This window comes from Bradyrhizobium sacchari, assembly GCF_002068095.1.
Taxonomy (GTDB): domain Bacteria; phylum Pseudomonadota; class Alphaproteobacteria; order Rhizobiales; family Xanthobacteraceae; genus Bradyrhizobium; species Bradyrhizobium sacchari.
Genome location: NZ_LWIG01000007.1, coordinates 850,242 through 872,122, shown reverse-complemented (window position 1 = coordinate 872,122; position 21,881 = coordinate 850,242). Strand labels below are relative to the sequence as shown.

The following is a 21,881-nucleotide window of genomic DNA, read 5'->3' as shown; positions in this document are numbered from 1 at the left end:
GGCGGTTCGGCACCATCCGAGCTCTGCGGCCAGGGCTACTTCCAGAACTGCTACTGACCCCGGCTACCAAAGGTTGACCAAAACAGGCCGTCACGCTTGTCGCGCCGGCCTGTTTTCTGCTTTTATTGCTGGACGTTAACGCGCTCGCCATTAGTTTAGAGTAGTTTTGAGTACCATGAGTGATTCGCTTGAGCGGCTATATCTGGCTGTGCTCGCGGCCAGGAATCTTGATCCGGCAACATCGCGCACCGCCCGGCTGTTTCAGCGCGGCCCCTCCAAAATGGCGAAGAAACTGGCCGAGGAGGCCATCGAAGTCGTCATCGATGCCGTCAATGGCGACAGCGAGGCCGTGATCCGGGAAAGCGCCGACCTGCTCTACAATCTGACCGTGCTCTGGGCCTCGGCTGGCGTGCGCCCCGAGGACGTCTGGCGCGAGATGACGCGGCGGGAAGACATGCTCGGCATCGCCGAGAAGCTGCCAAAGTCGGCCATGAAGCTGCCCAAAGTTGCGTCGCCGCGCGTGGCCGCCAGGCGGCCAATTGTCGCGCTCGAGAACCGAACGGCGCGCAAGCGCCATTAAAAGCTTCACAAAACTCGCGGTGGACAAATCCGCCCCATGGTGCTTCATCGCGGCGCCATGCTGAAACGTATCTACGACTGGTGTATCGACGCCGCCCACAAGCCCTACGCGCTCTGGATCATGGGAGCCGTGGCTTTCGCAGAAAGCTCCTTCTTTCCGGTACCGCCGGATGTGATGCTGATACCGATGTCGCTGGCGCGCCCGCAGCGCGCCTGGGTCTATGCCCTGGTCTGCACGATCACGTCGGTGCTCGGCGGCCTCCTTGGCTACGCCATCGGCGCGCTGCTGTTCGACTCCGTCGGTCATTGGCTGATTCAGGTCTACGGCCTCGGCGACAAGGTCGAAGCCTTCCGCGCCTCTTATGCGGAATGGGGCGCAGTCATCATCCTGCTCAAGGGACTGACGCCGATCCCTTATAAGCTCGTCACCATCACTTCGGGCTTTGCCGGCTATAATCTCATCCTCTTCACCCTGTGCTCGATCGTCGCGCGCGGCGGACGCTTCTTCATCGTGGCGATCCTGCTCAACCGCTACGGCGACTGGATCCGGCACAAGCTCGAGGAGCATCTCGGATTGTGGGTGACGATCGGCGCCGTCGTGCTGGTGCTGGGCTTCGTGGTGGCGATCAAGCTGATCTAGACCTCCACGCTTTGCCGCTGCGCCGGCTTCGGCTACGATTGCAGCCATGATGGTTCGATCCGGCAATCCGGCCGCGCGGCTCGGGACGCTGATATTAGCGGTGGCGCTGATCCTGCTCGGCGCCGGCGGTGCGGGATGGCCACAATCCCGGCCGCCATCGCTCGGCCTCCAGGAGCAGGGGGCGCCGCCATCGACGCCGGCTCCATCGGCGCCGCCGGCGGGCGAGGAGAATCCCGGGCTGATCAACGAAATGGGCAAGCTGTTCGATAAGCTGCCCTCGATCCTGCCGCCGATCAAAAGTCCCAGCGAAACCGTGAATGACCTGTCGCGGCTGACCAAGCCCTCGACCATGGTGTCCGGGCGCGTGGTCTGCCCGGTCTCCTCGAACGGCGCGCCCGACTGCAAGCAGGCCGCCGACCAGCTCTGCCAGGGCAAGGGTTACAAGGAAGGCAAGAGCCTCAGCGCCGATTCCGCCGAGAAGTGCTCGGCCAAGGTTCTCATCCCGGGCAGGCAACGCAAGCCGGACGACTGCCGCACCGATACTTTCGTGACCAGCGCGCTGTGCCAGAACTGACATGATGGCGCGGCGCGCACGCAACAAGGAGTGCCCATGAGCCGTACGGAGCAGGATTTCCTCGGACAGCGTGAGATCGCCGACGACATCTATTACGGCGTCCAGACCATTCGCGGGAAGGAGAACTTCCACATCACCGGCATTCCCATGAACCAGGAGCCTTACTTCGTGAAGGCACTCGGTTACGTGAAGAAAGCCGCAGCAATGGCCAACCGCGACCTCGGCGCGATCGACCCCAGGGTGGCCGACGCGATCATCCTCGGCTGCGACCGCGTCATCGCCGGCGACATGATGGACCAGTTCGTCACCGACTTCATCCAGGGCGGCGCCGGCACCTCGACCAACATGAACGCCAACGAGGTGATCGCCAACCTCGCGCTGGAATCGCTCGGCTTTGCCAAGGGCGACTATCAGCAGGTCAGCCCCAACGACCACGTCAATTACGGCCAGTCGACCAATGATACCTATCCGACCGCCTTCCGCCTCGCGCTGATCCTGCGGCTCGAGAGCTACATGACGGCGCTGCGGCAGCTCCAGGAGGCCTTCTTCGCCAAGGGCCGCGAGTTCGACCGCGTGCTGAAGATGGGCCGCACGCATCTTCAGGACGCTGTGCCGATGTCGCTCGGCGCCGAATTCCGGGGCTGGGGCACCACGATCGGCGAAGAGGTCGACCGCATCTCCGAGGCGCGCGCCCTGCTGCGCGAGATCAATCTCGGCGCCACCGCGATCGGCACCTCCGTCACCGCGGCGGTCGGCTATCCCAAGCTCGCGGTCCGGCACCTCAGCGCGCTCAGCGGCGTTGACTTCATTCTTGCCGGCGACCTCGTCGAGGCGACCTCGGACACCGGCGCCTATGTTCAGCTCTCGGGCGTGTTGAAGCGCACCGCGAGCAAGCTGACGAAGATCTGCAACGACATCCGCCTGCTCGCTTCCGGCCCACGTGCCGGCTTCAACGAGATCAATCTGCCGCAGCTTCAGCCGGGCTCCTCGATCATGCCGGGCAAGGTCAATCCGGTCATTCCCGAGGTCGTCAACCAGACCAGCTTCCTCGTCATCGGCCTCGACACCACGGTGACGCTGGCCGCCTCCGCCGGCCAGCTCCAGCTCAACGTGATGGAGCCGGTGATCTCGTTCGCGCTGTTCTTCTCGATCCGCACCATGGAGCGCGCGGTCAACAGCCTGCGCGAGAACTGCGTCGTCGGCATCACCGCCAACGAGGACCACACCCGCAACATGGTGCTGAACTCGCTCGGCATCGTCACGGTGCTGAAGCCGCTGCTCGGGTACAAGCAATGCGCCGAGATCGCGCGCGAGGGCTACAAGAGCGGCAAGTCGTTGCACCAGATCGTCGTGGTCGAGCGCAAGCTGCTGACGCAGGAGAAGTGGGACGAGATGTTCTCGTTCGAGCGGCTGATCAACCCGGATTTGATCGGGTAGTTGTTGGCTACCCACCACTCTCGTCTCGTCATTGCGAGGAGCTCTTGCGACGAAGCAATCCAGACTGTCCCCGCGGATACATTCCTGCATTGCTTCGCTTCGCTCGCAATGACGGACAGATAGACTTAGGAGGCTGGAATTCCGCTGCTTGGAATTGCGGTAGCGGCATCCGCTGCGGCGTCCAAACGCAATACTTGACAGTGGAAAGATTGCCTTGTTGGTATGGCGCCCAACCTTCGTTTGACCGCCTGAAGAGGATCGTTTCGCAATGTCCATGCCTGCCCTTTTCAAAGGGCGTTTGTCGATCCCCGTGATCGGCTCGCCGCTCTTCATCATCTCGGTGCCCGATCTCGTGATCGCGCAGTGCAAGGCAGGTGTGGTCGGCTCGTTCCCGGCGCTGAACGCGCGGCCGCCGGAGCTGCTCGACGAATGGCTGGCGCGGATCACCGAAGAACTCGCGGCCTATGATCGCGCGCATCCCGACAAGCCGTCGGCGCCGTTCGCGGTCAACCAGATCGTGCACAAGTCGAACAACCGGCTCGATCACGACATGCAGCTGTGCGCCAAGTACAAGGTGCCGATGATCATCTCCTCGTTAGGGGCGCGCGAGGAGCTGAATCAGGCCGTGCATGGCTGGGGCGGCATCGTCTTCCACGACGTGATCAACCAGAAATTCGCGCGCAAGGCGATCGAGAAGGGCGCCGACGGCCTGATCCTGGTCGCGGCCGGCGCCGGCGGTCATGCCGGCACGATCTCGCCGCTGGCTTTCGTCGCAGAGACGCGCAAGTGGTTCGATGGCCCGATCGCGCTGTCGGGCGCCATCGGCAACGGCAAGGCGATCCGTGCCGCGCGCATCCTGGGGGCCGACTTCGCCTATATCGGCTCGGCCTTCATCGCGACCAAGGAGGCCAATGCCGTCGAGAAGTACAAGGAGATGATCGCGGGCTCGAGCGCCGACGATATCGTTTATTCCAACCTCTTCACCGGCGTGCACGGCAACTACCTGAAGCCCTCGATCCTCGCCGCCGGCATGGATCCGGAGAATCTGCCGACCTCCGATCCCTCCAAGATGAATTTCGGCACCGACGCCTCGGGCGAGCGCGCCAAGCCGAAGGCGTGGAAGGAGATCTGGGGCTCGGGCCAGGGCATCGGCAGCGTCGAGGGCATCGTGCCCGCCGCCGAGCTGATCGCGCGGTTCAAGAAGGAATACGACGAAGCGATCGATCCGCCGTTGTGATCGCTGTCGCTACGTATGTCTCACTCGTCGTCCCGGACAAGCGCGCCCAAAGCGCTCGCAGATCCGGGACCCATAACCACAGGGAGTAGTTTGGCGAAGACTCGTGGTCGCCAGTCTCGCGCGACAACTGCTCCCTGGTCCCGGCCTTCGCCGGGGCGGCGCCTGTTTTTGGTGCTCCGTGCATTTCAGCCAACAGGGATTTGAGTGATGCCCCCCATCTATCGCATCGACGGCAACAGCGTCGTTACCAGCCCGGACGCTGCCGGTCCGTGGGACCGGCGCATGCAGCACGGCTCGGCGCCGGCCTCGCTGGTGACATGGGCGGCCGAGCGCATTCCGACCCCCGTGGCGATGGACATCGCGCGCGTCACGATCGATTTGATGCGGCCGGTCCCGGTAGCGCCGCTCACGATTGAGAGCGAGGTGCTGCGCGAGGGCCGCAAAATCCAGCTCTGCGAGATCAGACTGCTTGCCGACGGAGTGCAGGTGGTCGGTGCCACCGTGCTCAAGATCAGGCGCCAGACGCAGGCGCTGCCGGACGAGATCAAGGAGCTGCCGGCCACCCTCCCGTCTCCGGAGGACTCGCTTGTGGAGGACGGTCATGCCGAAACCAGTCCGTTCGTGCGGTCGGTCTCGATGCGCGCTGCGCGCGGCCGCTTCGGCCAGGCCGGCGCCGGCGCAATCTGGTTTCGCGTCGACCATCCCCTGATCGAGGGCGAAGCGATCTCGCAGGCGATGCGCGCCGTGGTCGCCGCCGACTTCTCCAACGGCACCGCCTCGACGCTCGATTTCCGCGCCTGGACCTTCATCAACGCCGATCTCACCGTGAGCTTTGCGCGCCAGCCGGTCGGCGAGTGGATCCTGCTCGACGGCGACTCCTGGATCGGCCCTGACGGTGCGGGCCTTGCGATGTCACGGCTCGCTGACCGGCAGGGCTATTTCGGCCGCGCGGTGCAGAGTCTGGTGATCGAGAAGCGGGGGGCATGACGGCTTTGGCCGTGCTCACGTGGGGAGCCAATTGAATGGCAGCTTCCGCCGCCGCGGAAGGGATGCCCTGGTCGCGAACCTCTTCTTGTCCGGAGGCCTCTTGTTCGACGCCAGCGTCCTGCCAGTTCACATGCCGTAGAAGATCTTGATCTCCCACAGCACGACAACAATAGCCGTGATCAACGTGACCGCGGCCAACGCACTTTCCAAGGAAGCGACTCTCATTTGATACTCCGCTTCCCAGCCCCATCAGCGGTCTAGGTGATTCCCTGATTCGCGGGCAATCGGGTGAGCATCGCCGGCGCGCACTCCGTTGCGTGCTGTGGTGCCGAGGCCACAACGACACCGTAGAATTCCGGGGTATTTACCCCACCATCCGGTCCCGCCCGCTCCAGAACCCCGCACGCAATACCTTCTTGTCGACCTTGCCGACGCCGGTCATCGGCAGCTGCTTGACGAACTGGATCTGCTTCGGCGCATGCGCCGAGCCCTTTCGCGTCTTCACGAGGTTGATCAACTCGTCCGGATCGGGCCTTGCGCCCTCGCGCGGCACGACGACGGCGGTAACGGCTTCGCCCCATTTCTCGTCGGGGATGCCGACGACCGCGACCATCGCGACGTCGGCATGCTGCGACAGCACGTCCTCGACCTCGCGCGGGAAGATGTTGAAGCCGCCGGAGACGATCATGTCCTTCTTGCGGTCGAGGATGAACATGTAGCCGCGCTCGTCCTTGCGCGCGATGTCGCCGGTGTGGACCCAGCCGTTCTTCAGCGTCTCGGCGGTGATGTCCGGCCGCTTCCAGTACTCCGCCATCGCATGCGGGGCGCGCACGCAGATCTCGCCGGCCTCGCCCGTTTTCACCTCCTGGTCGTTGTCGTCGAGGAGCTTGACCTCGCAGGCCGCGGTCGGAAAGCCGCAGGACAGGAACAGCTCCGGCGTTCTGGGATCGTGATCCGCCTTGCGCAGCACCGAGATCGGATAGCATTCGGTCTGGCCGTAGAGCTGCGAGAACACCGGTCCGATACGCTCGATGCCTTCGACCAGCCGGCTCGGCGACATCGCCGAGGCGCCGTAGAGCACGAGCTCGAGCGAGGACAGGTCGGTCCGGCGCAGCGCGGGATGTTCGAGCAGCACATAGATCATGGTCGGCACGAACAGCGTGAAGTTGATGCGCTCGCGCGCGATCGTCGCCAGCACGGCCTCGGGATCGAACCCTTTGAGCATGTGCACCGTGCCGCCGCGCATCAGCGTCGGCAGCACCTTCGTGCCGGCAACATGGCTGATCGGCGCGACCGCGAGAAAGCGCGCACCTTCCGGGATTTCGAAGTCGGCAAGGATCGCGGCGACGGCCCCGGCATTCTCGCGGTGGTAGCGCAGCGCGCCCTTGGATTTTCCGGTCGTGCCGCCGGTGTAGTTCAGCGTGGAGAGATCGTCAGGGGCGGCGAGGCATCGCGCGCTGCTGTGGCCTTCGATCTCGATCGCCTGCAACAGGTCGACGCCATAGTCGGCCGGCCCCATGGTGAAGACCGCCTTGAGCCGGCCCGCGCTTGCGGCGAGCTCACCGCCCCGCTCGCGGAAGGCGGCCGCGTCGACCACCAGCACCTCGGCCTCGGAATCCTCGAGCTGGAACAGCTGGTCCCCTCGCGATCCCAGCGGATGCAGCCAGGTCACGCAGAGACGCGACAATTGCGCGGCGACACCGGCGCACCAGGTGTCGGCGCGGTTCGCGGTGAGGAAGGCGACGCGCGCGCCTGGCTGCAATCCCAGCCGCGTCAACACGCCCTGGATACGTCCGATCAGGTCGATCGTGCCCTGGTAGCTCAGCGATCCGCCGGGCCAGGCGAAAGCGGTGCGGCCAGGATAGCGCGACAGTGCCCGTAGCGTCTGCGCGCAAGTCGGGGACGATGCGTGGAGCGGATCGGACATATGTTTCCTCGTTGCTTTGTCCCTGGCCTCTCGCGTGCCAATGTTGCGCGCAACGCTAGCACAGAGAATGCGGGATGGAACGACAAAGCCCGCGCAAGGAGGCGCGAGTGACATCCGATCGACTGCAACATCTCCGTGATCGTCTTGCGCTGCCGCTGATTGCCGCGCCGATGTTTCTGGTGTCGGGCGTCGAGCTCATGGCCGCGGCCTGCCGCAACGGTGTGATCGGCAGCTTCCCCACCGCAAATTGCCGCAGCACAGAACAGCTCGAGGCATGGCTCACGGAGATCGAAGCGCGGTTGCGCCAGCACGAAGATCAGACCGGTCGCAAGGCAGCGCCGCTGTGTCCGAACCTGATCGTGCACCGCTCGAATCCGCGGCTGGAGCAGGATCTCGCCGCGCTGCTGCGGCACAAGCCGGAGATCGTCATCACCTCGGTCGGCTCGCCGGCGCCGGTCCTGAAGCCGCTGCACGACGCCGGCGCGCTGGTGCTCGCGGACGTCGCCTCGATCCGCCATGCCGAGCGCGCGGCGGAAGCGGGGGCTGACGGGCTGGTCCTGCTCACCGCGGGCGCGGGCGGACAGACCGGCTGGCTCAACCCGTTCGCCTTCGTCCGCGCGGTGCGTGCGTTCTATGACGGCATCATCGTGCTCGCGGGCGGCCTCAGTGATGGCCGCGCGTTGCACGCGGCCGAGGTGCTCGGCTGTGATCTCGGCTATATGGGCACGAAGTTCATCGCGACGCGCGAGAGCATGGCGGATGACCGTCACAAGCGGATGCTGGTCGAGAGCAGCGCCGACGACATCCTGCTCACCACCGCGTTCACGGGTCTCCGGACCAGCATGCTGAAGCCGTCGATCGTCGCCGCGGGTCTCGATCCCGACGATCTGCCGGCGCGCGGCGCGATCGACATCGCAGAGGATATCGACGTCGCCGCGCGGGAGAACCGGCCGAAGCGCTGGCGCGACATCTGGAGCGGCGGGCACTCGACGTCAGGCGTGACCGAGGTGCTAGCGGTTGACGATCTCGTTTCGCGGACGATCACGGAGTACCGCGAGGCAGGTGGGCGGCATGGGTCGATTTCAGCGCCCCCTCACAGTTAATCCGCATACCTCAAAACCCCGTCATTTAACGGCAGATTAACCATCGCCCGCCAAGAATTCCCCTCGAGGCCGCCAATCAGGACCGAGAGGGACAGGCGATGGACTTCGATTATCTCAACACCAAGACGGCGGCATCGCTGGACGAGATCCGAGTCCGCGTCGCCCATGCGCTGGCCCGCCACCCGCTGTGTCGCAATGTGCGCTTCGACATCGTCAGCGTCCCCCGCACCCGCCGGGGCGGCAACTGGACCGTGACGTTGCAATCGGTCGAGCCGCGCGCCGTCTGGGAGGCCTCCGAGATCGTCGCCGACATCCAGGACGCCTATGAACTGGCGGCAGCTGCCTGATTTCCTTAGGTTTTTCAGTGATGTCGCCGCAGTCCGCGCGATTGCCGCCGCGACGGCACGGTTAGGCCTTAATTACCGCCCAGTTTCCGGGCACTGATCACTCGAACTTGAAGCCACACTTGGACTTGAAGTTTTGGACTTGAAGTTGTGGACGCGGAGGGGCGTTTGTCCAAAGCCATCACCATCGTCGTGTTGACCTGTTTCCTCGTCCTCGGCGCCGCCACCACCGCCATCCTCGGTCGCGATAGCGTGCCCAGCGTCAGCGCCGAAATGATCACCGAAGCTCCGCCAGCGAAGCCGCTTGCCACCAATCGCGCCGCCAAGGCCGATCGCCTGGTTCCGACGCTCGCTCTGGCCTCGGCCGCGATCGAGCCGATTCAGGTCCCCGCCGACAAGCTCGCGCAGGCGCCGGTCCTGACCGAACCGCTGCGCCAGGCCTTTGCCGCTGCGACGCCGTCCGACTTCCCGATGCCGAAAGCGAACGCGCATGAGGCGCCCGCCGCGGCGGAGGTTCCCGCTGTCGACGTCCCGGCCAAGCCGAAAGTCGTCGCCAAGCCGCAGCCGCAGAAATCCTATTCGCTGCTCTCCGACGTTCAGATCTCGGGCATCAAGGATCGCCTGAAGCTGTCGTCGTCGCAGGAATATTACTGGCCGTCGGTCGAGACCGCGCTGCGCAACGTCGCGCGCAGGATCCAGGCGAACAAGTTGTCGAATCCGAACGCGCCGCCCAGCGCGCAGATCGATCCGAATTGCGATGAGGTCCAGCAGTTGAAGTCGGCCGCAATGCCGCTGCTGTTCCAGCTGCGCGACGACCAGAAGGAAGAAGTGCGCAAGCTCGCCCGCCTGATCGGGCTCGAGAAGGTCGCACAGCAGATCTGAGGCGGTTTCCCGGGCACGATCCGGAAAAGTGTGCAGCGGTTTCCCGAAAGGATCATGCCCAAACAATGAGCCAGAGTGCGATGCCTCGCCAGCGCGCTTGAGGAACCCGCTGATATCAGGAACATCTGGCAATCCCCACGCGTTGCCCGCCCCAAAAGAGGGAGTGGACCAATGCGCGCCTCGACAGCCTATTTCGTCGGTGCCGGAACGATCATCGCGGCCATTGGCATTGGTCTTGGCGGCGGCATCGTTGCCGGCAATATCATGAATCCAATCGCGCCCAAGCAGGGCGCGGATACCGGCAAGATGGCGCAGCGCAACGAAGCCGCCGCCGCTCCGGCGCAGGCCAATGCGCCGTCGGAGCGCGTGCAATATCTGACCGGCTCGCAAGCCTTCGGCACGATCATCGCAGCGCCGGCTCAGGCCGAAGCAAAGCCTGAAGCCGCAAAATCCGGCACGCAGGCGAATGCTGAACCGCAGGCGCCCCCGCCCGCGAAGACGGCCGCGGCTGAGCCGGCCAAGCCGGCAGCCGCAACGCCCCCGCAGGCTGTCAGGTCCACCGAGCAGCAACAGGCATCTACGGAGCCTGCGTCCCCGCCCGACAATGCCTATGCGAAGGCGAGGGATTCCGACCTGAAGCGTGCCGCGTCCGAACGGCGCCGAGCCGAACGCCGCGAGCGCTGGGCGGAACGTCACCGCTACGAATCCCGCGAGCCGCGCGGCATGCGTGACCGTACCGATTGGGACGACGTGGCTCGCAACATCCGCGAAGATTCCGATGCACGCGACTATGCGGGCCGGCCGCGTGGCGGCTTCCCTCAGATCAGGTTGTTCGGGCAAGACGACGACTAGCGCTCAGCCGACGATCTCCATCGTGAGATAGCTTCCGGGTTCGCGCCGTTGGCGCGCCCCGGAATGACCATTGGTTCAGCCGCCGTGCGATTCCACGACCTTGCGGCAGCCGTCCGAAAGCTTCGACTTGTTCTCGCGCAGGCAGGCGTTCATCTGCGGCGGCTTGCCGATGTGCTCGGCGCAGAACTTGCTGGCGTCGCCGCGGCAGGCCATCTGCTCCTGTGGCGTCGGGCCGGATTGTGCTGCGGCGGGCAGGGCGGTGGTGGCAAGCAGCAGCGCGGCAAGAGCTGAAATCTTCATAAAGCACCTCTTTGGGATTGTCGGTGGTCCCGTTCGGGATCAAGCGGCCGGACCATCTCGCGACGGCGAGGTGCCGGTCCATGCCATGTTCATGGCATCGGCGCGTCGACTCGGCCGCTGCACCCCCATCTTCATGGCATGTATCCGCGCCCCGTCTTTTGCCATTCAGGCTGCACGTCGGCTGCGAGACCCGGTGAATTGCATCGGGCGCCGAACGGGAAGCAGGAGAGCAAGATGTCGAAAAGAGCGGGAGCGCTGAGCGCCGGGCTGACGGTCATGGTGCTGGCAGGTGCGGCAATGGTGTCGCTGGGCACGAGCCCGGCGCAGGCCGTGGTCTATTGCAAGACCGTCGGCGTGCCCAAGGGCTGCGTAGTGCGGCCGACGGCGGCGGCGGTGGTTGCACCGGGCGCCCCGGTCGCGGCGGCTGCGGTCGCGACACCCGGTGTCGGCGCGCCAGGCGTCGGCGTTCGTGCCGGCACGCCGATGAATCGCGGCGGTCCGGTCAATCGCGTCGGCGTGCGCTGATGATCTCGTTCGATTGAGTTGATTGCGTCGTTTCGGGCAAAGGAGCCTTGCGGACGAACCCCCCGTCCTCCGCAGGCAAAACACTCCGGCCCGTTCCCTCTCTCCGCGCGTCCCACACGTTCGGGGAGGGGGTTTTTCAGCCGCCGGCGGCGTCGCTGTCGGGAAAGATTTGCGGCAATTGCAGCCGCACCCGCGTGCCCGAGGCATCCGAGTTGAGATCGAGCACCGCTCCACATCGCGCGGCGCGGCTTCTCATGTTGCGCAAGCCCCGTGCGATTTGGCTCGCGCCGGTGACCTCATTATTGCCCGAAGCCGCAAAACCGCGGCCGTCGTCAGTTACGCTGATCACGCCGGACGGTCCCTGGTCTCCGTCGAGCGTCTCGATGATGACCGTGATATTGCGGGCCTGCGCGTGCTTGACGGCATTGGTCACGGCCTCGTCGAGGATGCGCACGATCTGGATCACGTGCCATGGTCGCAGTTCCGGGTGCAGCGGCAGCCCTTGCGGCGTCGCCACGCGCCAGTCGAGCGCAATGTCGTGCGGCCGCAACTGCGCGGTCGCGCGTTCTCGCCAGGAGCCGAGTGCGAGCATGAGGTCGCCGCCGATGTCGTCCATGGAGTCGATGACGAGACGCAGATCCTTCAGCGCGGCGCGGGCGGCGTCCGTAATGGTCGCGCCCTCATGGCCGCGCTCGGAGAGCGCGACGATGCTGACGAGCTGTCCGCCGAGGCCGTCATGGAGGTCGCGCATCAGCCGCGTGCGCTCATTGGCGAGCGCGGCTGCGCGGGCGCGCTCCTCCTCGCGGACAAAGCTCGCCTTCAGGCGTTCCTCGGCCTCGCGCACGCGCGCCACGAGCTGTCCGGCAAAGCTGTCGACCTGGTTCAGCGCGCGGGCGAAGCGCCAGGTCAGCCCGGCGCCGATCGCGACCAGCATCGCCGAATACGACAGGCGCGAGACGAAGATGCGTTCGTTGGTCACGATCTCGAACACCGACAGCATGTCGTGGACCCAGCAGGTCAGCACGATGGTCACCGCGCAGCCGATCGTGAAGCTCGCAGCGTCCTGCCGCCGCACGACCGCGGTTGCGGTCACGCAGGCCATCAGGAACAGGCAGATCCCGACCATGGGGATGCCGAGCGTGAGAAACAGGATGCGCGGCAGCGGCGGGCCGGCGATCAGCCCGACCACGAAGATGATGAGGCCTGGAGCGAACAGGAGCACGCCGTAGCGCGGCCAGCCCCAGCCGAAGAACAGCACGCCGAACATGACGATCAGCGCGCTCTCGGTCGGCGCCGATGCCAGCAGGACCGCAGCCAGACGTGGCGTGAGCGCCGGGGGGACCGGCGGCGGCACGAACGCCTGCACGACACCGAGCACCATCGCCACCGCCAGCACGCCGTAAACCGGCTCGCGCCGCCGCATCAGCCACATGATCGCGAGGATGACGGCGAGGATCGACTGCCAGGCGGAGAACACCACCTGGAGCGTCACGAACAGCAGCGTGCGCGTCTCATAGGCCGGCCGCAAGGCCGTGTCGGGTCCGACATAGACAGTGTCGAGGAAGCCCTTCAGCGGTCCCCATACGAACAGCCGCACCGTGATCTCGTTGCTGCCGTCGCGCAGCAAGGACGCCGGGATCAGCGCGATCTGCGGTGTGTTGCGGTCCGGCCGGTTGGCGTTGGCGTCGCGGCGGGAGTCGAGCACGATGACGCCGTTGACGGCGACCTCCACGGCATTGCTGAAGCGTGGCAGATATACCGACCATGCCGAGGCCGCTTCGTCGCGCCGGAACGTGAAGGCCCCGGTATAGAGCGGCGGATCGGCCAGCGAATAGCGCGATGAGGTGAAATGCGGCAGGGTGACCGGACGCGTCGCACCGTCCTCGCGCAGGGAAAATCCGCTGACCGCAAAATCGTCGGGGTCGCTGGGCTGGAGCAGCCGCAGCCCGAGGATGGTCGCGACTACGATCAGCGCCTGGAGCAGCAGATAGGGCACGAGGCGCGACACGATCAGCCGGCGCCGCGGGCGTGTCGGTGCCTTCGCCGCGATCTCGCTCACAGCTTGATCAGGCCCTGCTGCACCGCCTCGAACACCGCTTCGCTGCGTGTGTGCACTTCGAGCTTGCGATAGATGTTCTTGATGTGCCCGGGCACGGTCTGCCTGGACAGGCCGAGGTGGCTCGCGATCTCGGCGTAGCTGAAGCCCTTTGCGATGCCCCAGAGGATGTCGATCTCGCGCGGCGTCAGCTTTGCCGTGTTGAGCACGGGACCCGGCGACGGTTCGGCCCCGCTCTGCGCGGCGCCTTGCGTCCGGCGCACGATGAAACGGGCGATCGAGGCCGAGATCGGGGAATGACCGGCGACCAGTTCGCGCACGGTAGTGGCGATGTCCGTGGGAAAGGCGTCCTTGAGCAGGTAGCCGGTAGCGCCGACTGTGATCGCCGAGATCACGCTCTCCTCGTCGCCGAGGGCGGAGATCACCATGATCTCGGTGTCGGGAAAGCGCTGCCGGATCTCGCGGATCAGCTCGACGCCGTGGCCATCGGGAAGCCTCAGATCGGTGAGCAGCACCCGCGGTACCGCCTCAGTCAGCGCGGAGCGGGCCTCCGCCAGCGTGCCGGCGCTGCGCACCTCGTAGCCGGCTTTGACCAGCGCGTCCTGCAGCCGCCAGCAGGTCGGCGCGTCGTCCTCGACGAGGAGGATGGTGATCGCTTCACCCGTCTCGCCCTGTTCACTCATGTTCATGGCCCCGCACCACGTGTCCCCCGCGGCGCGAAGCAAGTTTAGCCGCAGCGAGGAGCCCGCGACACCCATAATCATGGTGCTTCCGCTCGTGCTCGTTGAGGACCGGCGTCTTGCTTGCAAGGCACTCGCCCCGCAGGGCGGGGAGAAGCCGCCGCTCAGGCCTTATCTGCCATTGCCGCGGCACGCGCCGCCGGGACCGATATGATAGCCGCGCGGGCAGGCGTGCGCTGCCGGCATGGCGATCGCCGCCCATTTGCTCGACCTCGCCGCGATCGCTCTCGGCGCCCGCAGCGATATCGCGGCTGCGGCGCGGCGCCGTGGCTTGCGCGCCGTGCGGCTGAAGGCCGTGCTGTCGATCCTGGAGGTGCGCTTCGAGCCGGATTTTTCCGCGCAGAAGCTTGCCGCCGCCGCCGGCCTGTCCGAACGCTACGTCAAACGAGCTGCTGTTCGGAGCCGGCGCCAGCTTCACCACGCGTCTCAACGAATTGCGTCTGAGCAAGGCCGCCGACCTGCTCGCGCACCGCAGCGGCCGCATCAGCGACATCGCCTATGCCTGCGGCTTCAACGACCTCTCTTAGTTCAACCGCTGCTTCCGCAGGCGGTTCGGGCTGACGCCGACGGCGGCGCGGGGGAAGTAGGAGAGCCCTACGACATCTCCACCCGCGGCGGCGGATAACGCCGCGCCAGCGCCGACAGCGGCAGATGCCGCTCGCCTTCCGGAAGCTCCAAATAGGCCAGCACCAGCGGCCGCTTCCAGTCGCCGATGCCGAAATCCATCGCCATCCATTTCTGCGGCTCGGGGCCTTCGAGGCCCCGGACCCAGACGAAATAGCGGGGGAGGTCGCCCGTGTCCGCTTCCGTCGTGCGTCGTCTGGCCATCAAAGCTGCTCGCTGCATCATAATTCGCTGCGGTAGGATATAGGTATCGGCGCGCTGAAGTCGAACTCCCGGCTGCGGCTCCTGCAAGTCTGGACCGGTTGGGTAACGCGCGGGCCTGAAGAGATGAACGAAGCCACGATCGATCGCTGGGGTGAAGCCTCGAAAGTCACGCAAAAGCTGATCGGCTCTTGGTCCTTCAACCGGGTCATCAAAGGCCTGGCCACGATGCAGGGTATCGCGACCTTCACGCCGCTCATGGGGGACCGGCTGGCCTATCGCGAGCAGGGACATCTGAAGCTCGCGAACGGCACCATTGTGCAGGCCGAACGCGAATACGTCTTCAGCAGCAGCGACGGAGGATTCAGCGTCTTCTTCAAGGAAAATCCGCCGCGGCTGTTTCATGAGATTTCACTGTCCGCATCCTCCGGAGGAGAGCTGAGCGGACATGCGTCCCACCTCTGCGGGCGCGACGAGTATCGGTCGGCCTACAGGTTCCTGCCGGATGGAACGTTCGTCGTCCGTCATGTGGTGTCGGGTCCGGCCAAGGACTACACGATGAACACGACCTATACGCCTCTCGCGTGATCGAGCCGGCGCGATGGCGGGGCCGCCTTTCACCGCCAGAGCTGGCTCTCCGCCACGCGGTTGATGTCGGCGAGCCTGCGGTCGGCGTCGGCATTCAGATCGATGCTCGCGACCAGCGTCAGCAGGCGGTGATAGGCGCTGTCGGCGACCTCGACCGGCAGCGGGGCCTCGTCATAGGCCTCGACATAGCTGCCGACGAGGCTGCTCAGCAGGCGGCACAGGCCGCGCTGGGCGGGATCGTCCCGGCCGAGCGTCTCGAGCTTCTGCTGAAATGTCCGGAAGGTTCGCAGGCAGTGGTGCTGTTCGGAAAGCCACGCGTGCAGATCGTTCATGTGAGCTCCTTCGAGTGAGAAGAAGCTACCGGTTTATACAGACTCGAGACGACGATTGCTAGGGGAGGGGGATCGAACTCGCTGATCCAGTTCGCCTTCGCCAAGGCTTCGGCGGGACAGCCCTCGCCGCTTCGCTACGATCGAGCAGAGCGTGGCACGCCCAGCCGTAGCTGCGAAGCAGCGAAGGCTGGTGCCCCTGGCCGGAATCGAACCAGCACTCCTTGCGGAACTCGATTTTGAGTCGAGCGCGTCTACCAGTTCCGCCACAGGGGCCCTCGGTCGGCCCCTCCAAGGAGGGCGTCACGAAGCCGGCGGACTATAGCTATGGACAAGGCGGGGTCAACCCGCGCCAAAGTGATCCCGGGCGTCCTCGACAGCCGCATGGGCCGGGGCTAGAGGCTTTAGAGCGCGAGACATGCGAAAGAGGCCGCCGTGACCACCCAGAGTGCCGCAGTACCTGCGTTCAAGCCGGTGGCGACGAGCCCCGCGCTGGCCGCCTCGCTTGCGGTTACCCTGATCGCGGCAGCGACGATCGCAGGTGCCTGGTTCTTCCAGCTCGTCCTGGAAATCCTGCCCTGTCCGCTGTGCCTGGAGCAGCGCTACGCCTATTACCTCGCCATCCCGCTCGGCGCGCTGACGGCGCTCGCGGCCCGCGCGGGCGCGCCGCGGCCGTTGCTGCTCGCGGGGCTTGCGATCCTCGCGCTGGCGACCCTCGCCAATGCCGGCCTCGGCACCTACCACTCCGGCGTCGAATGGGGGTTCTGGAAGGGCCCGACCGATTGCTCCGGCCCGGTCGTCAATCTCGGCAACGCAGCCGATCTGCTGTCGAAGCTCGACACGGTGAAAGTGGTGCGCTGTGACGAGGTGCAGTGGCGCTTCCTCGGCCTCTCGCTCGCCGGCTACAACGTGCTGATCTCGCTCCTGATGGCCGCGATCGCCGCGTGGGGATTTGTGCGGACAGCGAAGCGCTAGCTAATCATCCACATCGTCCTGCGTGCGCCCGAACAGGTGCACGATGCCCGGCGTTGCGATCGTCACGAACACGAAACGCGACAGATGGTGGGCGCCGACGAAGATCGGGTCGATATGCAGCGTCAGCGCCAGCGCCAGCATCGCGTCCATGGCGCCCGGCGCGAAGGCGACGACGACGTCGGAGAACTTCACCTGCGTGGTGAGCGCGACGATGCCGACGAAGATCGCGGAGACGGCGATGGCAACGGCAAACGAGCCCAGCGCCGCATTGATGTGGCCGGCGAGGGTCCTGATCCGCATCCGTGCGAAGCGGCTGCCGATCAGGGCGCCGATGCCGACCAGCGCCACGCCGCGCACCCAGTCCGGCAATCCGCCCTCGACCCAGCCCGTGCCATGCAGCATGCTGGAGGCGATCATCGCGCCGAACATCCAGCTCGCCGGAAACTTGACCAGCCGCAGGAAGAGCGCGGCAGCCAGCGAGGCCGCGACCAGCTCCAGGAGGCCGAGCGGCGAGGCGATCGTCGTCGTCAGCGACGGAGCGGCCGAAGGCGCCACGCCCGCGAGAGCCAGCACCATCGGCAGCGCGGCGGTGAGGATGATGACGCGCATGGTCTGCACCACCGCGATGCCCGGCAGGTCGGCGCCGCGCTCGACGGCCAGGATCGTGATCTGCGACAGCGCGCCGGGGCTGCCGGCAAGGAAGGCCGAGGTGCGGTCCCAGCCATGGATGCGCTGGAGGTAATAGCTCGATCCGAAGGTCGAGCAGAACGTGGCGAGCGCGAGCAGGCCGATGGTGAGCGGATAGGCGCTGACCTGCTGGATCAGATGGCGCGAGACCACAGAGCCCAGCGAGATGCCGAGCAGCACAAGCACGGTCTGGGTCAGGATCGGCGGCAGCGTCAGCTGGCGGCCGGCAATGGCGGCGACCCCGACCGCGATCATCGAGCCCGAGATCAAGCCGCCGGGAAGGCCCGCGAGGAGAAACACCAGGCCGCCGGCCGTGCCGATAACAAGCGTTTCCACCGTGCTCAGGATTTTGGCACGGCTCGGCCATTCGAACGGCAGGGAGGCGGTGATTTGCTTCACGCCACCTTATTGCAAATCAGCGAGAGGCGCACAATTGCGGCTACGTCATGCCGCAATGCATGACGCCTCTCACTGATGCTCGCGAACCGTAGGGTGAACGATTTATTTCTTGTCGGCGGCAGGGGCGGCGGTGCCGGCCTTCGCTTCCTTCATGCACTCGCGGCGGAATTTCTTGCGCTCCTTGCCCTTCAGTCCCTTGGCGTCGGCCTGCTTGGAGCATTCGAGCGACTCGGCCGAGCGCTCCTTCGGCGCGGCCTTCTTGTCGGCGGTGGCGGCGGCATCGGTCTTGGCCGCCGGCGCGGCGGTCTGCGCGAACGCTGTGCCCGAGGCGAGCAGGGAGACGAGGGCGGCGGCGGCGAGGCGAGAGGCGAGGGTCATGATGTTGCACTCTTCTTGCGAATTGCGAAGGGCTGGAACGTCGGCTTGCGATGCTGAACGCGACATGAATGATTTGAACGGTGCGATCACTATATTTTTGCGGCGAAAGCCATCGCTTCCTTGTCGGGAGCCGGCGGCACGCTAGGATAGCAATCCTCGTTTCGCTTCCCCAAGGGAAGTTCAAGGGAAGACCAAGGGACGACCAAGGAGGAGATCTAGGGATGATCAATCAGACAAAATTGCTGTATGCGATTGTTGCGTCGGGTGCCGTGGCATTGATGGCCGCCGCACCGGCGCAGGCGCTGACCTCGCAGGAGTGCAGCGCGAAATATCAGGCCGCCAAGAAGGACGGCTCGCTCGGCACCATGAAGTGGAACGACTTCCGCAAGGCCCAGTGCGGTGCCGATGCGACGCCGGCCGTTGCGCCGACCGCGGCTGCTCCAGCCGCGCCCGCCGCTCCGGCCGAGCCGAAGCAGGCCAAGAAGGAGGCAGCCCCCGCTGCGGCGCCGAGCCTGCCCGCCGGCCCTGCGATCTATCCGAACGCGGTCGATCCGAAATACGCCAAGGAGACCGCCGGCAAGGCGCGCCTGCACACCTGCGTCGACCAGTACAATGCCAACAAGGCCACCAACGGCAATGGCGGCATGAAGTGGATCGAGAAGGGCGGCGGCTATTACAGCGAATGCAACAAGAAGCTGAAGGGCGCCGCCTGAGCTTCGACGTAACAGGATGCGATGGCCGGGGCTTTGCTCCGGCCATTTTCGTTTGATCCTAGTTCAGCAGCTTCTCGGCCGACTTCGCCACGAGCTGCGAGCGCTTGCGCGGGCCGCGTTCGACGAACAGCAGGCTTTGGCCGAAGATGAAGCAATAAAACAGGAAGGCCTGCGCCTCGGCCTCCTCGGCCTCCAAGCCGGTGGCGCGATAGAGTTCGGCAACGTGCTTGAGCCGCGCGGCGTCCACGCTCGCTACTGCTGCCGCGGCGTTCTCGTCCGAGCGGGCCCATTGCCGGATCGCGAGCTCGATCGCCATGCCTTCCGGATTGAGCCGCTCGGAATAGAGCTGGATCACCGCCTTCAGCCGTTCGCGCGGCGCTTCGCCGTCGAGGCTCGTCTGCTGCGCGATCGAAGCCGCGCGCCCCTCGCGCCAGCGTTCCAGCATGGCCTCGAGCAGTGCGGCGCGGTCGGCGAAACGGCGGTAGAAGCCACCCTTGGTGACGCCGAGATTCTTGGCCAGCACCTCCACCCGCACGCCCTCGACCCCGGAGTGGGCGAGCTCGGCAAATCCCGCCTCGACCCAGACATCGCCCTTGCCGTCGCTCATGAAGGAAGCCTCACCGGTTCTTGATACGGTGCCGTATTGCTAACGTGTCCGGCCCCTGATACGCTACCGTATCAACAAACAAAGAGCGGAACGAGCAGGGAGAAATTGCGATGGAGCGGGAGGCGACCTATCGCGGCACGGTCTATCCGTGGCAATGCGACCATGTCGGCCACATGAACATCATGTGGTATGTCGGCAAATTCGACGAGGCCAACTGGAATCTGTTCGCGCGCCTCGGGCTGACCCCGAGCTACCTGCGCAGCTCGGGCCGCGGCATGGCCGCGGTCCAGCAGAACATCGCCTACAAGCGCGAGCTGCTCGCCGGCGACATCGTCGAGATCCACAGCCATTTGCTCGAGGTTCGCGACAAGTCGATCCGCTTCCGGCACGACATGAGGAATGCCGAGACCGGGGAGATCGCCGCGACCTGCGAGATCACGGGCGTGCATATGGACCGTCAGCTCCGCAAATCTGCGCCGTTCGATGATGCCGTCCGCGAAGCTGCCGCGAGGCATCTTGCCGAGCCGGCCGAGGCCTGACCCATGGCCGCTTTCGAGCCGAAAAACCCGGGCTATCGCGCGGCTTCCATCGCCATGTTCGATGGCCAGCCGGCCATGCACGCGCTCGGCATCGTGATCGTCCGTCTCGCGCCGGGTGAGGTCGAGCTGGCGATGCTGCATGCGCCGACTCTCACGCAGCAGAACGGTTTTATTCATGCCGGCATCATCACGGCCGGGCTCGACAATGCCTGCGGCGTTGCGGCCTTCACGCTGATGCCCAAGGAGGCCGATATCCTCACCGTCGAATTCAAGACCACGCTGCTCGCGCCAGCCCGCGGCGAGCGCTTCGTCTTCAAGGCCGAAGTGGTCAAGCCCGGTCGCACACTCACTTTCTGCGAGGCCAAGGCCTTCGCCGAGCATGACGGCAAGACCACACTGATCGCCACGATGACCGGGACGCTGATGGCGATGCTGCCTCGCATTGCGGCTTCGCATGAACCACGCGCGTCCCGCGCATAGCGGCGATTGACAAGCCCGGCGGTGCGTCCCTTGATGCGAACGCCATGCTTGCAAGTCTCGGTCTCATCCTGCTCTGCCAGTTGATCGGCGAAGCCGTCGTGCGCGGCCTCGGCCTGCCATTGCCGGGACCCGTGCTCGGGCTGCTGCTGCTCCTGGTCCTGTTGCTCGCACGCGACCTTTGCGCTGCTTGCGCGCGGGCCGCTGCGCGACAACGGCGTCGAGACGGCGAGCAGGGGCCTTCTGGCCCATCTCTCGCTGCTCTTCGTGCCGGCCGGCGTCGGCGTCGTGCGGGAGCTCGATCTCCTCGCGTCCCACGGCATCGCCATCGTCATCGTGCTCGCGCTGTCCGTGGTCGTCACGCTGCTCGCGACTGTGCTGACTTTCCGCCTCGTCAGCCGACTATTGCGGCAACAGGACGCGCGATGAAGGACAACCCGTTCTCGCTCTGGGTCTATCTCTCGCAGTCGCCGCTGCTCTGGCTGACTGTGACCCTGCTGGTCTATGCAGGCACGGATGCGGTGTCGCTGGCGACGCGACGCCATCCGCTCGCCAATCCCGTGTTGCATGCGATGTGGATCATCGGCGCGTTCCTGCTCCTGACCGGCACCACCTATACGACCTATTTCGCCGGCGCGCAGTTCGTGCACTTCCTGCTGGGACCCGCCACCGTCGCGCTGGCCGTGCCGCTCTATGAGAACCGCAAGCGCGTGGTTTCATCCATCGTGCCCATGCTGGTGGCGCTGATCGCCGGCTCGGTCACGGCGGTGGCATCGGTGGTGCTGCTGGCCGAGCTTGCCGGACTGCCGCGCGATGTCGTGCTGTCGCTGTCGCCGAAATCCGTCACCGCCGGCGTCGCCATGGGCATCGCCGAATCCCTGCATGCCGATCCCTCGCTGGCGGCGGTCGCCGTGATCCTCACCGGCATCATGGGCGCGATCATCGTGACGCCGCTGATGAACCGCACCGGCATCACCGATTACCGGGCTCGCGGCTTTGCCGCGGGCCTTGCCGCGCATGGCATCGGCACTGCGCAGGCGTTCCAGGTCGACGAGATCGCCGGCGTCTTCTCCGGCATCGCCATGAGCCTCAACGCGCTGGTGACCTCGTTCCTGGTCCCCTTGGCGGTCACGCTGCTGGTGCGATGACATCGCCGCCGCGACACTCTATATGGTCGGTAA

Annotated in this window: 27 protein-coding genes, 1 tRNA gene and 2 pseudogenes; 19 read left to right on the top strand and 11 right to left on the bottom strand. The window is 65.7% G+C overall.

The window, feature by feature from the left end:
* Positions 1 to 175: 175 nt before the first annotated feature.
* The 6 genes from hisE to A5906_RS10600 all read left to right on the top strand — a co-directional run bounded on the left by hisE (position 176) and on the right by A5906_RS10600 (position 5,454).
* On the top strand, positions 176 to 580 hold the full coding sequence (hisE, locus tag A5906_RS10625) for a phosphoribosyl-ATP diphosphatase (protein ID WP_080135107.1): 405 nt from the start codon (positions 176 to 178) through the stop codon (positions 578 to 580).
* 36 nt (positions 581 to 616) lie between these two features.
* Positions 617 to 1,219 (top strand): YqaA family protein, encoded by a 603-nt coding sequence (locus A5906_RS10620; RefSeq protein ID WP_080135106.1) that lies wholly within the window; start codon positions 617 to 619, stop codon positions 1,217 to 1,219.
* Between the two features lie 46 nt (positions 1,220 to 1,265).
* Positions 1,266 to 1,793, top strand: coding sequence for a hypothetical protein (locus A5906_RS10615; protein WP_080135105.1), 528 nt, complete (start codon positions 1,266 to 1,268; stop codon positions 1,791 to 1,793).
* A gap of 36 nt (positions 1,794 to 1,829) precedes the next feature.
* Complete coding sequence (locus tag A5906_RS10610) at positions 1,830 to 3,230, top strand: aspartate ammonia-lyase (protein ID WP_080135104.1); 1,401 nt, start codon at positions 1,830 to 1,832, stop codon at positions 3,228 to 3,230.
* A 268-nt stretch (positions 3,231 to 3,498) separates the two neighbouring features.
* On the top strand, positions 3,499 to 4,467 hold the full coding sequence (locus A5906_RS10605; RefSeq protein WP_080135103.1) for an NAD(P)H-dependent flavin oxidoreductase: 969 nt from the start codon (positions 3,499 to 3,501) through the stop codon (positions 4,465 to 4,467).
* A 207-nt stretch (positions 4,468 to 4,674) separates the two neighbouring features.
* On the top strand, positions 4,675 to 5,454 hold the full coding sequence (locus tag A5906_RS10600; RefSeq protein ID WP_080135102.1) for a thioesterase family protein: 780 nt from the start codon (positions 4,675 to 4,677) through the stop codon (positions 5,452 to 5,454).
* Positions 5,455 to 5,818: 364 nt separating this feature from the next.
* Here A5906_RS10600 and A5906_RS10595 read toward each other — a convergent pair whose 3' ends face one another.
* On the bottom strand, positions 5,819 to 7,381 hold the full coding sequence (locus tag A5906_RS10595) for an AMP-binding protein (RefSeq protein WP_080135101.1): 1,563 nt from the start codon (positions 7,379 to 7,381) through the stop codon (positions 5,819 to 5,821).
* A 107-nt stretch (positions 7,382 to 7,488) separates the two neighbouring features.
* On the opposite strand from A5906_RS10595, the gene A5906_RS10590 reads away from it, so the two are divergent.
* From A5906_RS10590 to A5906_RS10575, 4 genes are all read left to right on the top strand, one after another.
* Positions 7,489 to 8,484 carry an NAD(P)H-dependent flavin oxidoreductase gene (locus tag A5906_RS10590; protein ID WP_080135266.1) on the top strand — a complete coding sequence of 332 codons (996 nt, stop codon included), beginning with the start codon at positions 7,489 to 7,491 and terminating at the stop codon, positions 8,482 to 8,484.
* A 98-nt stretch (positions 8,485 to 8,582) separates the two neighbouring features.
* Positions 8,583 to 8,831, top strand: a complete 249-nt coding sequence (locus A5906_RS10585; protein WP_080135100.1) for a hypothetical protein — start codon at positions 8,583 to 8,585, stop codon at positions 8,829 to 8,831.
* A 165-nt stretch (positions 8,832 to 8,996) separates the two neighbouring features.
* Positions 8,997 to 9,710, top strand: a complete 714-nt coding sequence (locus tag A5906_RS10580) for a hypothetical protein (RefSeq protein WP_080135099.1) — start codon at positions 8,997 to 8,999, stop codon at positions 9,708 to 9,710.
* Between the two features lie 171 nt (positions 9,711 to 9,881).
* A complete protein-coding gene (locus tag A5906_RS10575; protein WP_080135098.1) occupies positions 9,882 to 10,562 on the top strand; it encodes a hypothetical protein in 681 nt (226 codons plus the stop codon).
* 75 nt (positions 10,563 to 10,637) lie between these two features.
* Here A5906_RS10575 and A5906_RS10570 read toward each other — a convergent pair whose 3' ends face one another.
* Positions 10,638 to 10,862, bottom strand: a complete 225-nt coding sequence (locus tag A5906_RS10570; RefSeq protein ID WP_080135097.1) for a cysteine rich repeat-containing protein — start codon at positions 10,860 to 10,862, stop codon at positions 10,638 to 10,640.
* A 234-nt stretch (positions 10,863 to 11,096) separates the two neighbouring features.
* Here A5906_RS10570 and A5906_RS10565 point away from each other — a divergent pair, with 234 nt between their 5' ends.
* Positions 11,097 to 11,387 (top strand): hypothetical protein, encoded by a 291-nt coding sequence (locus tag A5906_RS10565; RefSeq protein ID WP_080135265.1) that lies wholly within the window; start codon positions 11,097 to 11,099, stop codon positions 11,385 to 11,387.
* 136 nt (positions 11,388 to 11,523) lie between these two features.
* On the opposite strand, the gene A5906_RS10560 is transcribed toward A5906_RS10565, so the two are convergent.
* The 3 genes and pseudogenes from A5906_RS10560 to A5906_RS46345 form a co-directional block, all read right to left on the bottom strand.
* Positions 11,524 to 13,446, bottom strand: a complete 1,923-nt coding sequence (locus A5906_RS10560; RefSeq protein WP_080135096.1) for a sensor histidine kinase — start codon at positions 13,444 to 13,446, stop codon at positions 11,524 to 11,526.
* A complete protein-coding gene (locus A5906_RS10555; protein ID WP_080135095.1) occupies positions 13,443 to 14,126 on the bottom strand; it encodes a response regulator in 684 nt (227 codons plus the stop codon). The genes A5906_RS10560 and A5906_RS10555 overlap by 4 nt, the downstream gene beginning before the upstream one ends.
* Before the next feature lie 168 nt (positions 14,127 to 14,294).
* Positions 14,295 to 14,372: pseudogene (locus A5906_RS46345) on the bottom strand (GCG_CRPN prefix-to-repeats domain-containing protein); the annotation flags it as partial.
* On the opposite strand from A5906_RS46345, the gene A5906_RS10545 reads away from it, so the two are divergent.
* The gene (locus A5906_RS10545) at positions 14,368 to 14,808 is read left to right on the top strand and encodes a hypothetical protein (protein ID WP_245326661.1); all 441 of its coding nucleotides are present in this window, start codon (positions 14,368 to 14,370) and stop codon (positions 14,806 to 14,808) included. The pseudogene A5906_RS46345 and the gene A5906_RS10545 sit on opposite strands and share 5 nt — an antisense overlap.
* Here A5906_RS10545 and A5906_RS10540 read toward each other — a convergent pair.
* The gene (locus A5906_RS10540; protein WP_080135093.1) at positions 14,778 to 15,011 is read right to left on the bottom strand and encodes a hypothetical protein; all 234 of its coding nucleotides are present in this window, start codon (positions 15,009 to 15,011) and stop codon (positions 14,778 to 14,780) included. The genes A5906_RS10545 and A5906_RS10540 overlap by 31 nt on opposite strands.
* Before the next feature lie 123 nt (positions 15,012 to 15,134).
* On the opposite strand from A5906_RS10540, the gene A5906_RS10535 reads away from it, so the two are divergent.
* Entirely contained in the window at positions 15,135 to 15,596 is a 462-nt protein-coding gene (locus A5906_RS10535; protein WP_080135092.1) for a DUF6314 family protein, read from the top strand.
* A 29-nt stretch (positions 15,597 to 15,625) separates the two neighbouring features.
* Here A5906_RS10535 and A5906_RS10530 read toward each other — a convergent pair whose 3' ends face one another.
* Positions 15,626 to 15,928 (bottom strand): hypothetical protein, encoded by a 303-nt coding sequence (locus tag A5906_RS10530; RefSeq protein ID WP_080135091.1) that lies wholly within the window; start codon positions 15,926 to 15,928, stop codon positions 15,626 to 15,628.
* A 188-nt stretch (positions 15,929 to 16,116) separates the two neighbouring features.
* Positions 16,117 to 16,201 (bottom strand) — tRNA-Leu (locus tag A5906_RS10525).
* 159 nt (positions 16,202 to 16,360) lie between these two features.
* On the opposite strand from A5906_RS10525, the gene A5906_RS10520 reads away from it, so the two are divergent.
* Positions 16,361 to 16,900: a disulfide bond formation protein B gene (locus A5906_RS10520; protein ID WP_080135090.1), complete on the top strand. Its 540-nt coding sequence runs from the start codon at positions 16,361 to 16,363 to the stop codon at positions 16,898 to 16,900.
* Here the strand turns inward: A5906_RS10520 and A5906_RS10515 are convergent, their stop codons facing one another.
* Both A5906_RS10515 and A5906_RS10510 read right to left on the bottom strand, forming a co-directional pair.
* The gene (locus A5906_RS10515) at positions 16,901 to 17,986 is read right to left on the bottom strand and encodes an AbrB family transcriptional regulator (RefSeq protein WP_080135089.1); all 1,086 of its coding nucleotides are present in this window, start codon (positions 17,984 to 17,986) and stop codon (positions 16,901 to 16,903) included.
* A 102-nt stretch (positions 17,987 to 18,088) separates the two neighbouring features.
* On the bottom strand, positions 18,089 to 18,364 hold the full coding sequence (locus A5906_RS10510) for a PsiF family protein (RefSeq protein ID WP_080135264.1): 276 nt from the start codon (positions 18,362 to 18,364) through the stop codon (positions 18,089 to 18,091).
* Positions 18,365 to 18,585: 221 nt separating this feature from the next.
* Between A5906_RS10510 and A5906_RS10505 the strand changes: the two genes are divergently transcribed.
* Positions 18,586 to 19,077 carry a hypothetical protein gene (locus A5906_RS10505; RefSeq protein ID WP_080135088.1) on the top strand — a complete coding sequence of 164 codons (492 nt, stop codon included), beginning with the start codon at positions 18,586 to 18,588 and terminating at the stop codon, positions 19,075 to 19,077.
* Positions 19,078 to 19,135: 58 nt separating this feature from the next.
* Here A5906_RS10505 and A5906_RS10500 read toward each other — a convergent pair whose 3' ends face one another.
* On the bottom strand, positions 19,136 to 19,684 hold the full coding sequence (locus A5906_RS10500) for a TetR/AcrR family transcriptional regulator (protein WP_080135087.1): 549 nt from the start codon (positions 19,682 to 19,684) through the stop codon (positions 19,136 to 19,138).
* Between the two features lie 110 nt (positions 19,685 to 19,794).
* Between A5906_RS10500 and A5906_RS10495 the strand changes: the two genes are divergently transcribed.
* From A5906_RS10495 to A5906_RS10480, 4 genes and pseudogenes are all read left to right on the top strand, one after another.
* Positions 19,795 to 20,223: an acyl-CoA thioesterase gene (locus A5906_RS10495; protein ID WP_080135086.1), complete on the top strand. Its 429-nt coding sequence runs from the start codon at positions 19,795 to 19,797 to the stop codon at positions 20,221 to 20,223.
* Between the two features lie 3 nt (positions 20,224 to 20,226).
* The gene (locus A5906_RS10490; RefSeq protein WP_080135085.1) at positions 20,227 to 20,703 is read left to right on the top strand and encodes a PaaI family thioesterase; all 477 of its coding nucleotides are present in this window, start codon (positions 20,227 to 20,229) and stop codon (positions 20,701 to 20,703) included.
* A 44-nt stretch (positions 20,704 to 20,747) separates the two neighbouring features.
* A pseudogene (locus A5906_RS10485) lies at positions 20,748 to 21,129 on the top strand (CidA/LrgA family protein).
* Positions 21,126 to 21,848, top strand: coding sequence for an LrgB family protein (locus A5906_RS10480; RefSeq protein ID WP_080135084.1), 723 nt, complete (start codon positions 21,126 to 21,128; stop codon positions 21,846 to 21,848). Before A5906_RS10485 ends, A5906_RS10480 begins: the two are co-directional and overlap by 4 nt.
* The last annotated feature ends 33 nt before the right edge of the window (positions 21,849 to 21,881 follow it).

Bases quoted from the DNA above. Each gene is read 5' to 3' on its own strand.
- hisE (WP_080135107.1), top strand. From the start codon at position 176: ATGAGTGATTCGCTTGAGCGGCTATATCTGGCTGTGCTCGCGGCCAGG.
- A5906_RS10620 (WP_080135106.1), top strand. From the start codon at position 617: ATGGTGCTTCATCGCGGCGCCATGCTGAAACGTATCTACGACTGGTGT.
- A5906_RS10615 (WP_080135105.1), top strand. From the start codon at position 1,266: ATGATGGTTCGATCCGGCAATCCGGCCGCGCGGCTCGGGACGCTGATA.
- A5906_RS10610 (WP_080135104.1), top strand. From the start codon at position 1,830: ATGAGCCGTACGGAGCAGGATTTCCTCGGACAGCGTGAGATCGCCGAC.
- A5906_RS10605 (WP_080135103.1), top strand. From the start codon at position 3,499: ATGTCCATGCCTGCCCTTTTCAAAGGGCGTTTGTCGATCCCCGTGATC.
- A5906_RS10600 (WP_080135102.1), top strand. From the start codon at position 4,675: ATGCCCCCCATCTATCGCATCGACGGCAACAGCGTCGTTACCAGCCCG.
- A5906_RS10595 (WP_080135101.1), bottom strand. From the start codon at position 7,381: ATGTCCGATCCGCTCCACGCATCGTCCCCGACTTGCGCGCAGACGCTA.
- A5906_RS10585 (WP_080135100.1), top strand. From the start codon at position 8,583: ATGGACTTCGATTATCTCAACACCAAGACGGCGGCATCGCTGGACGAG.
- A5906_RS10575 (WP_080135098.1), top strand. From the start codon at position 9,882: ATGCGCGCCTCGACAGCCTATTTCGTCGGTGCCGGAACGATCATCGCG.
- A5906_RS10570 (WP_080135097.1), bottom strand. From the start codon at position 10,862: ATGAAGATTTCAGCTCTTGCCGCGCTGCTGCTTGCCACCACCGCCCTG.
- A5906_RS10565 (WP_080135265.1), top strand. From the start codon at position 11,097: ATGTCGAAAAGAGCGGGAGCGCTGAGCGCCGGGCTGACGGTCATGGTG.
- A5906_RS10555 (WP_080135095.1), bottom strand. From the start codon at position 14,126: ATGAGTGAACAGGGCGAGACGGGTGAAGCGATCACCATCCTCCTCGTC.
- A5906_RS10545 (WP_245326661.1), top strand. From the start codon at position 14,368: ATGGCGATCGCCGCCCATTTGCTCGACCTCGCCGCGATCGCTCTCGGC.
- A5906_RS10540 (WP_080135093.1), bottom strand. From the start codon at position 15,011: ATGGCCAGACGACGCACGACGGAAGCGGACACGGGCGACCTCCCCCGC.
- A5906_RS10535 (WP_080135092.1), top strand. From the start codon at position 15,135: ATGAACGAAGCCACGATCGATCGCTGGGGTGAAGCCTCGAAAGTCACG.
- A5906_RS10530 (WP_080135091.1), bottom strand. From the start codon at position 15,928: ATGAACGATCTGCACGCGTGGCTTTCCGAACAGCACCACTGCCTGCGA.
- A5906_RS10510 (WP_080135264.1), bottom strand. From the start codon at position 18,364: ATGACCCTCGCCTCTCGCCTCGCCGCCGCCGCCCTCGTCTCCCTGCTC.
- A5906_RS10505 (WP_080135088.1), top strand. From the start codon at position 18,586: ATGATCAATCAGACAAAATTGCTGTATGCGATTGTTGCGTCGGGTGCC.
- A5906_RS10500 (WP_080135087.1), bottom strand. From the start codon at position 19,684: ATGAGCGACGGCAAGGGCGATGTCTGGGTCGAGGCGGGATTTGCCGAG.
- A5906_RS10495 (WP_080135086.1), top strand. From the start codon at position 19,795: ATGGAGCGGGAGGCGACCTATCGCGGCACGGTCTATCCGTGGCAATGC.
- A5906_RS10490 (WP_080135085.1), top strand. From the start codon at position 20,227: ATGGCCGCTTTCGAGCCGAAAAACCCGGGCTATCGCGCGGCTTCCATC.
- A5906_RS10480 (WP_080135084.1), top strand. From the start codon at position 21,126: ATGAAGGACAACCCGTTCTCGCTCTGGGTCTATCTCTCGCAGTCGCCG.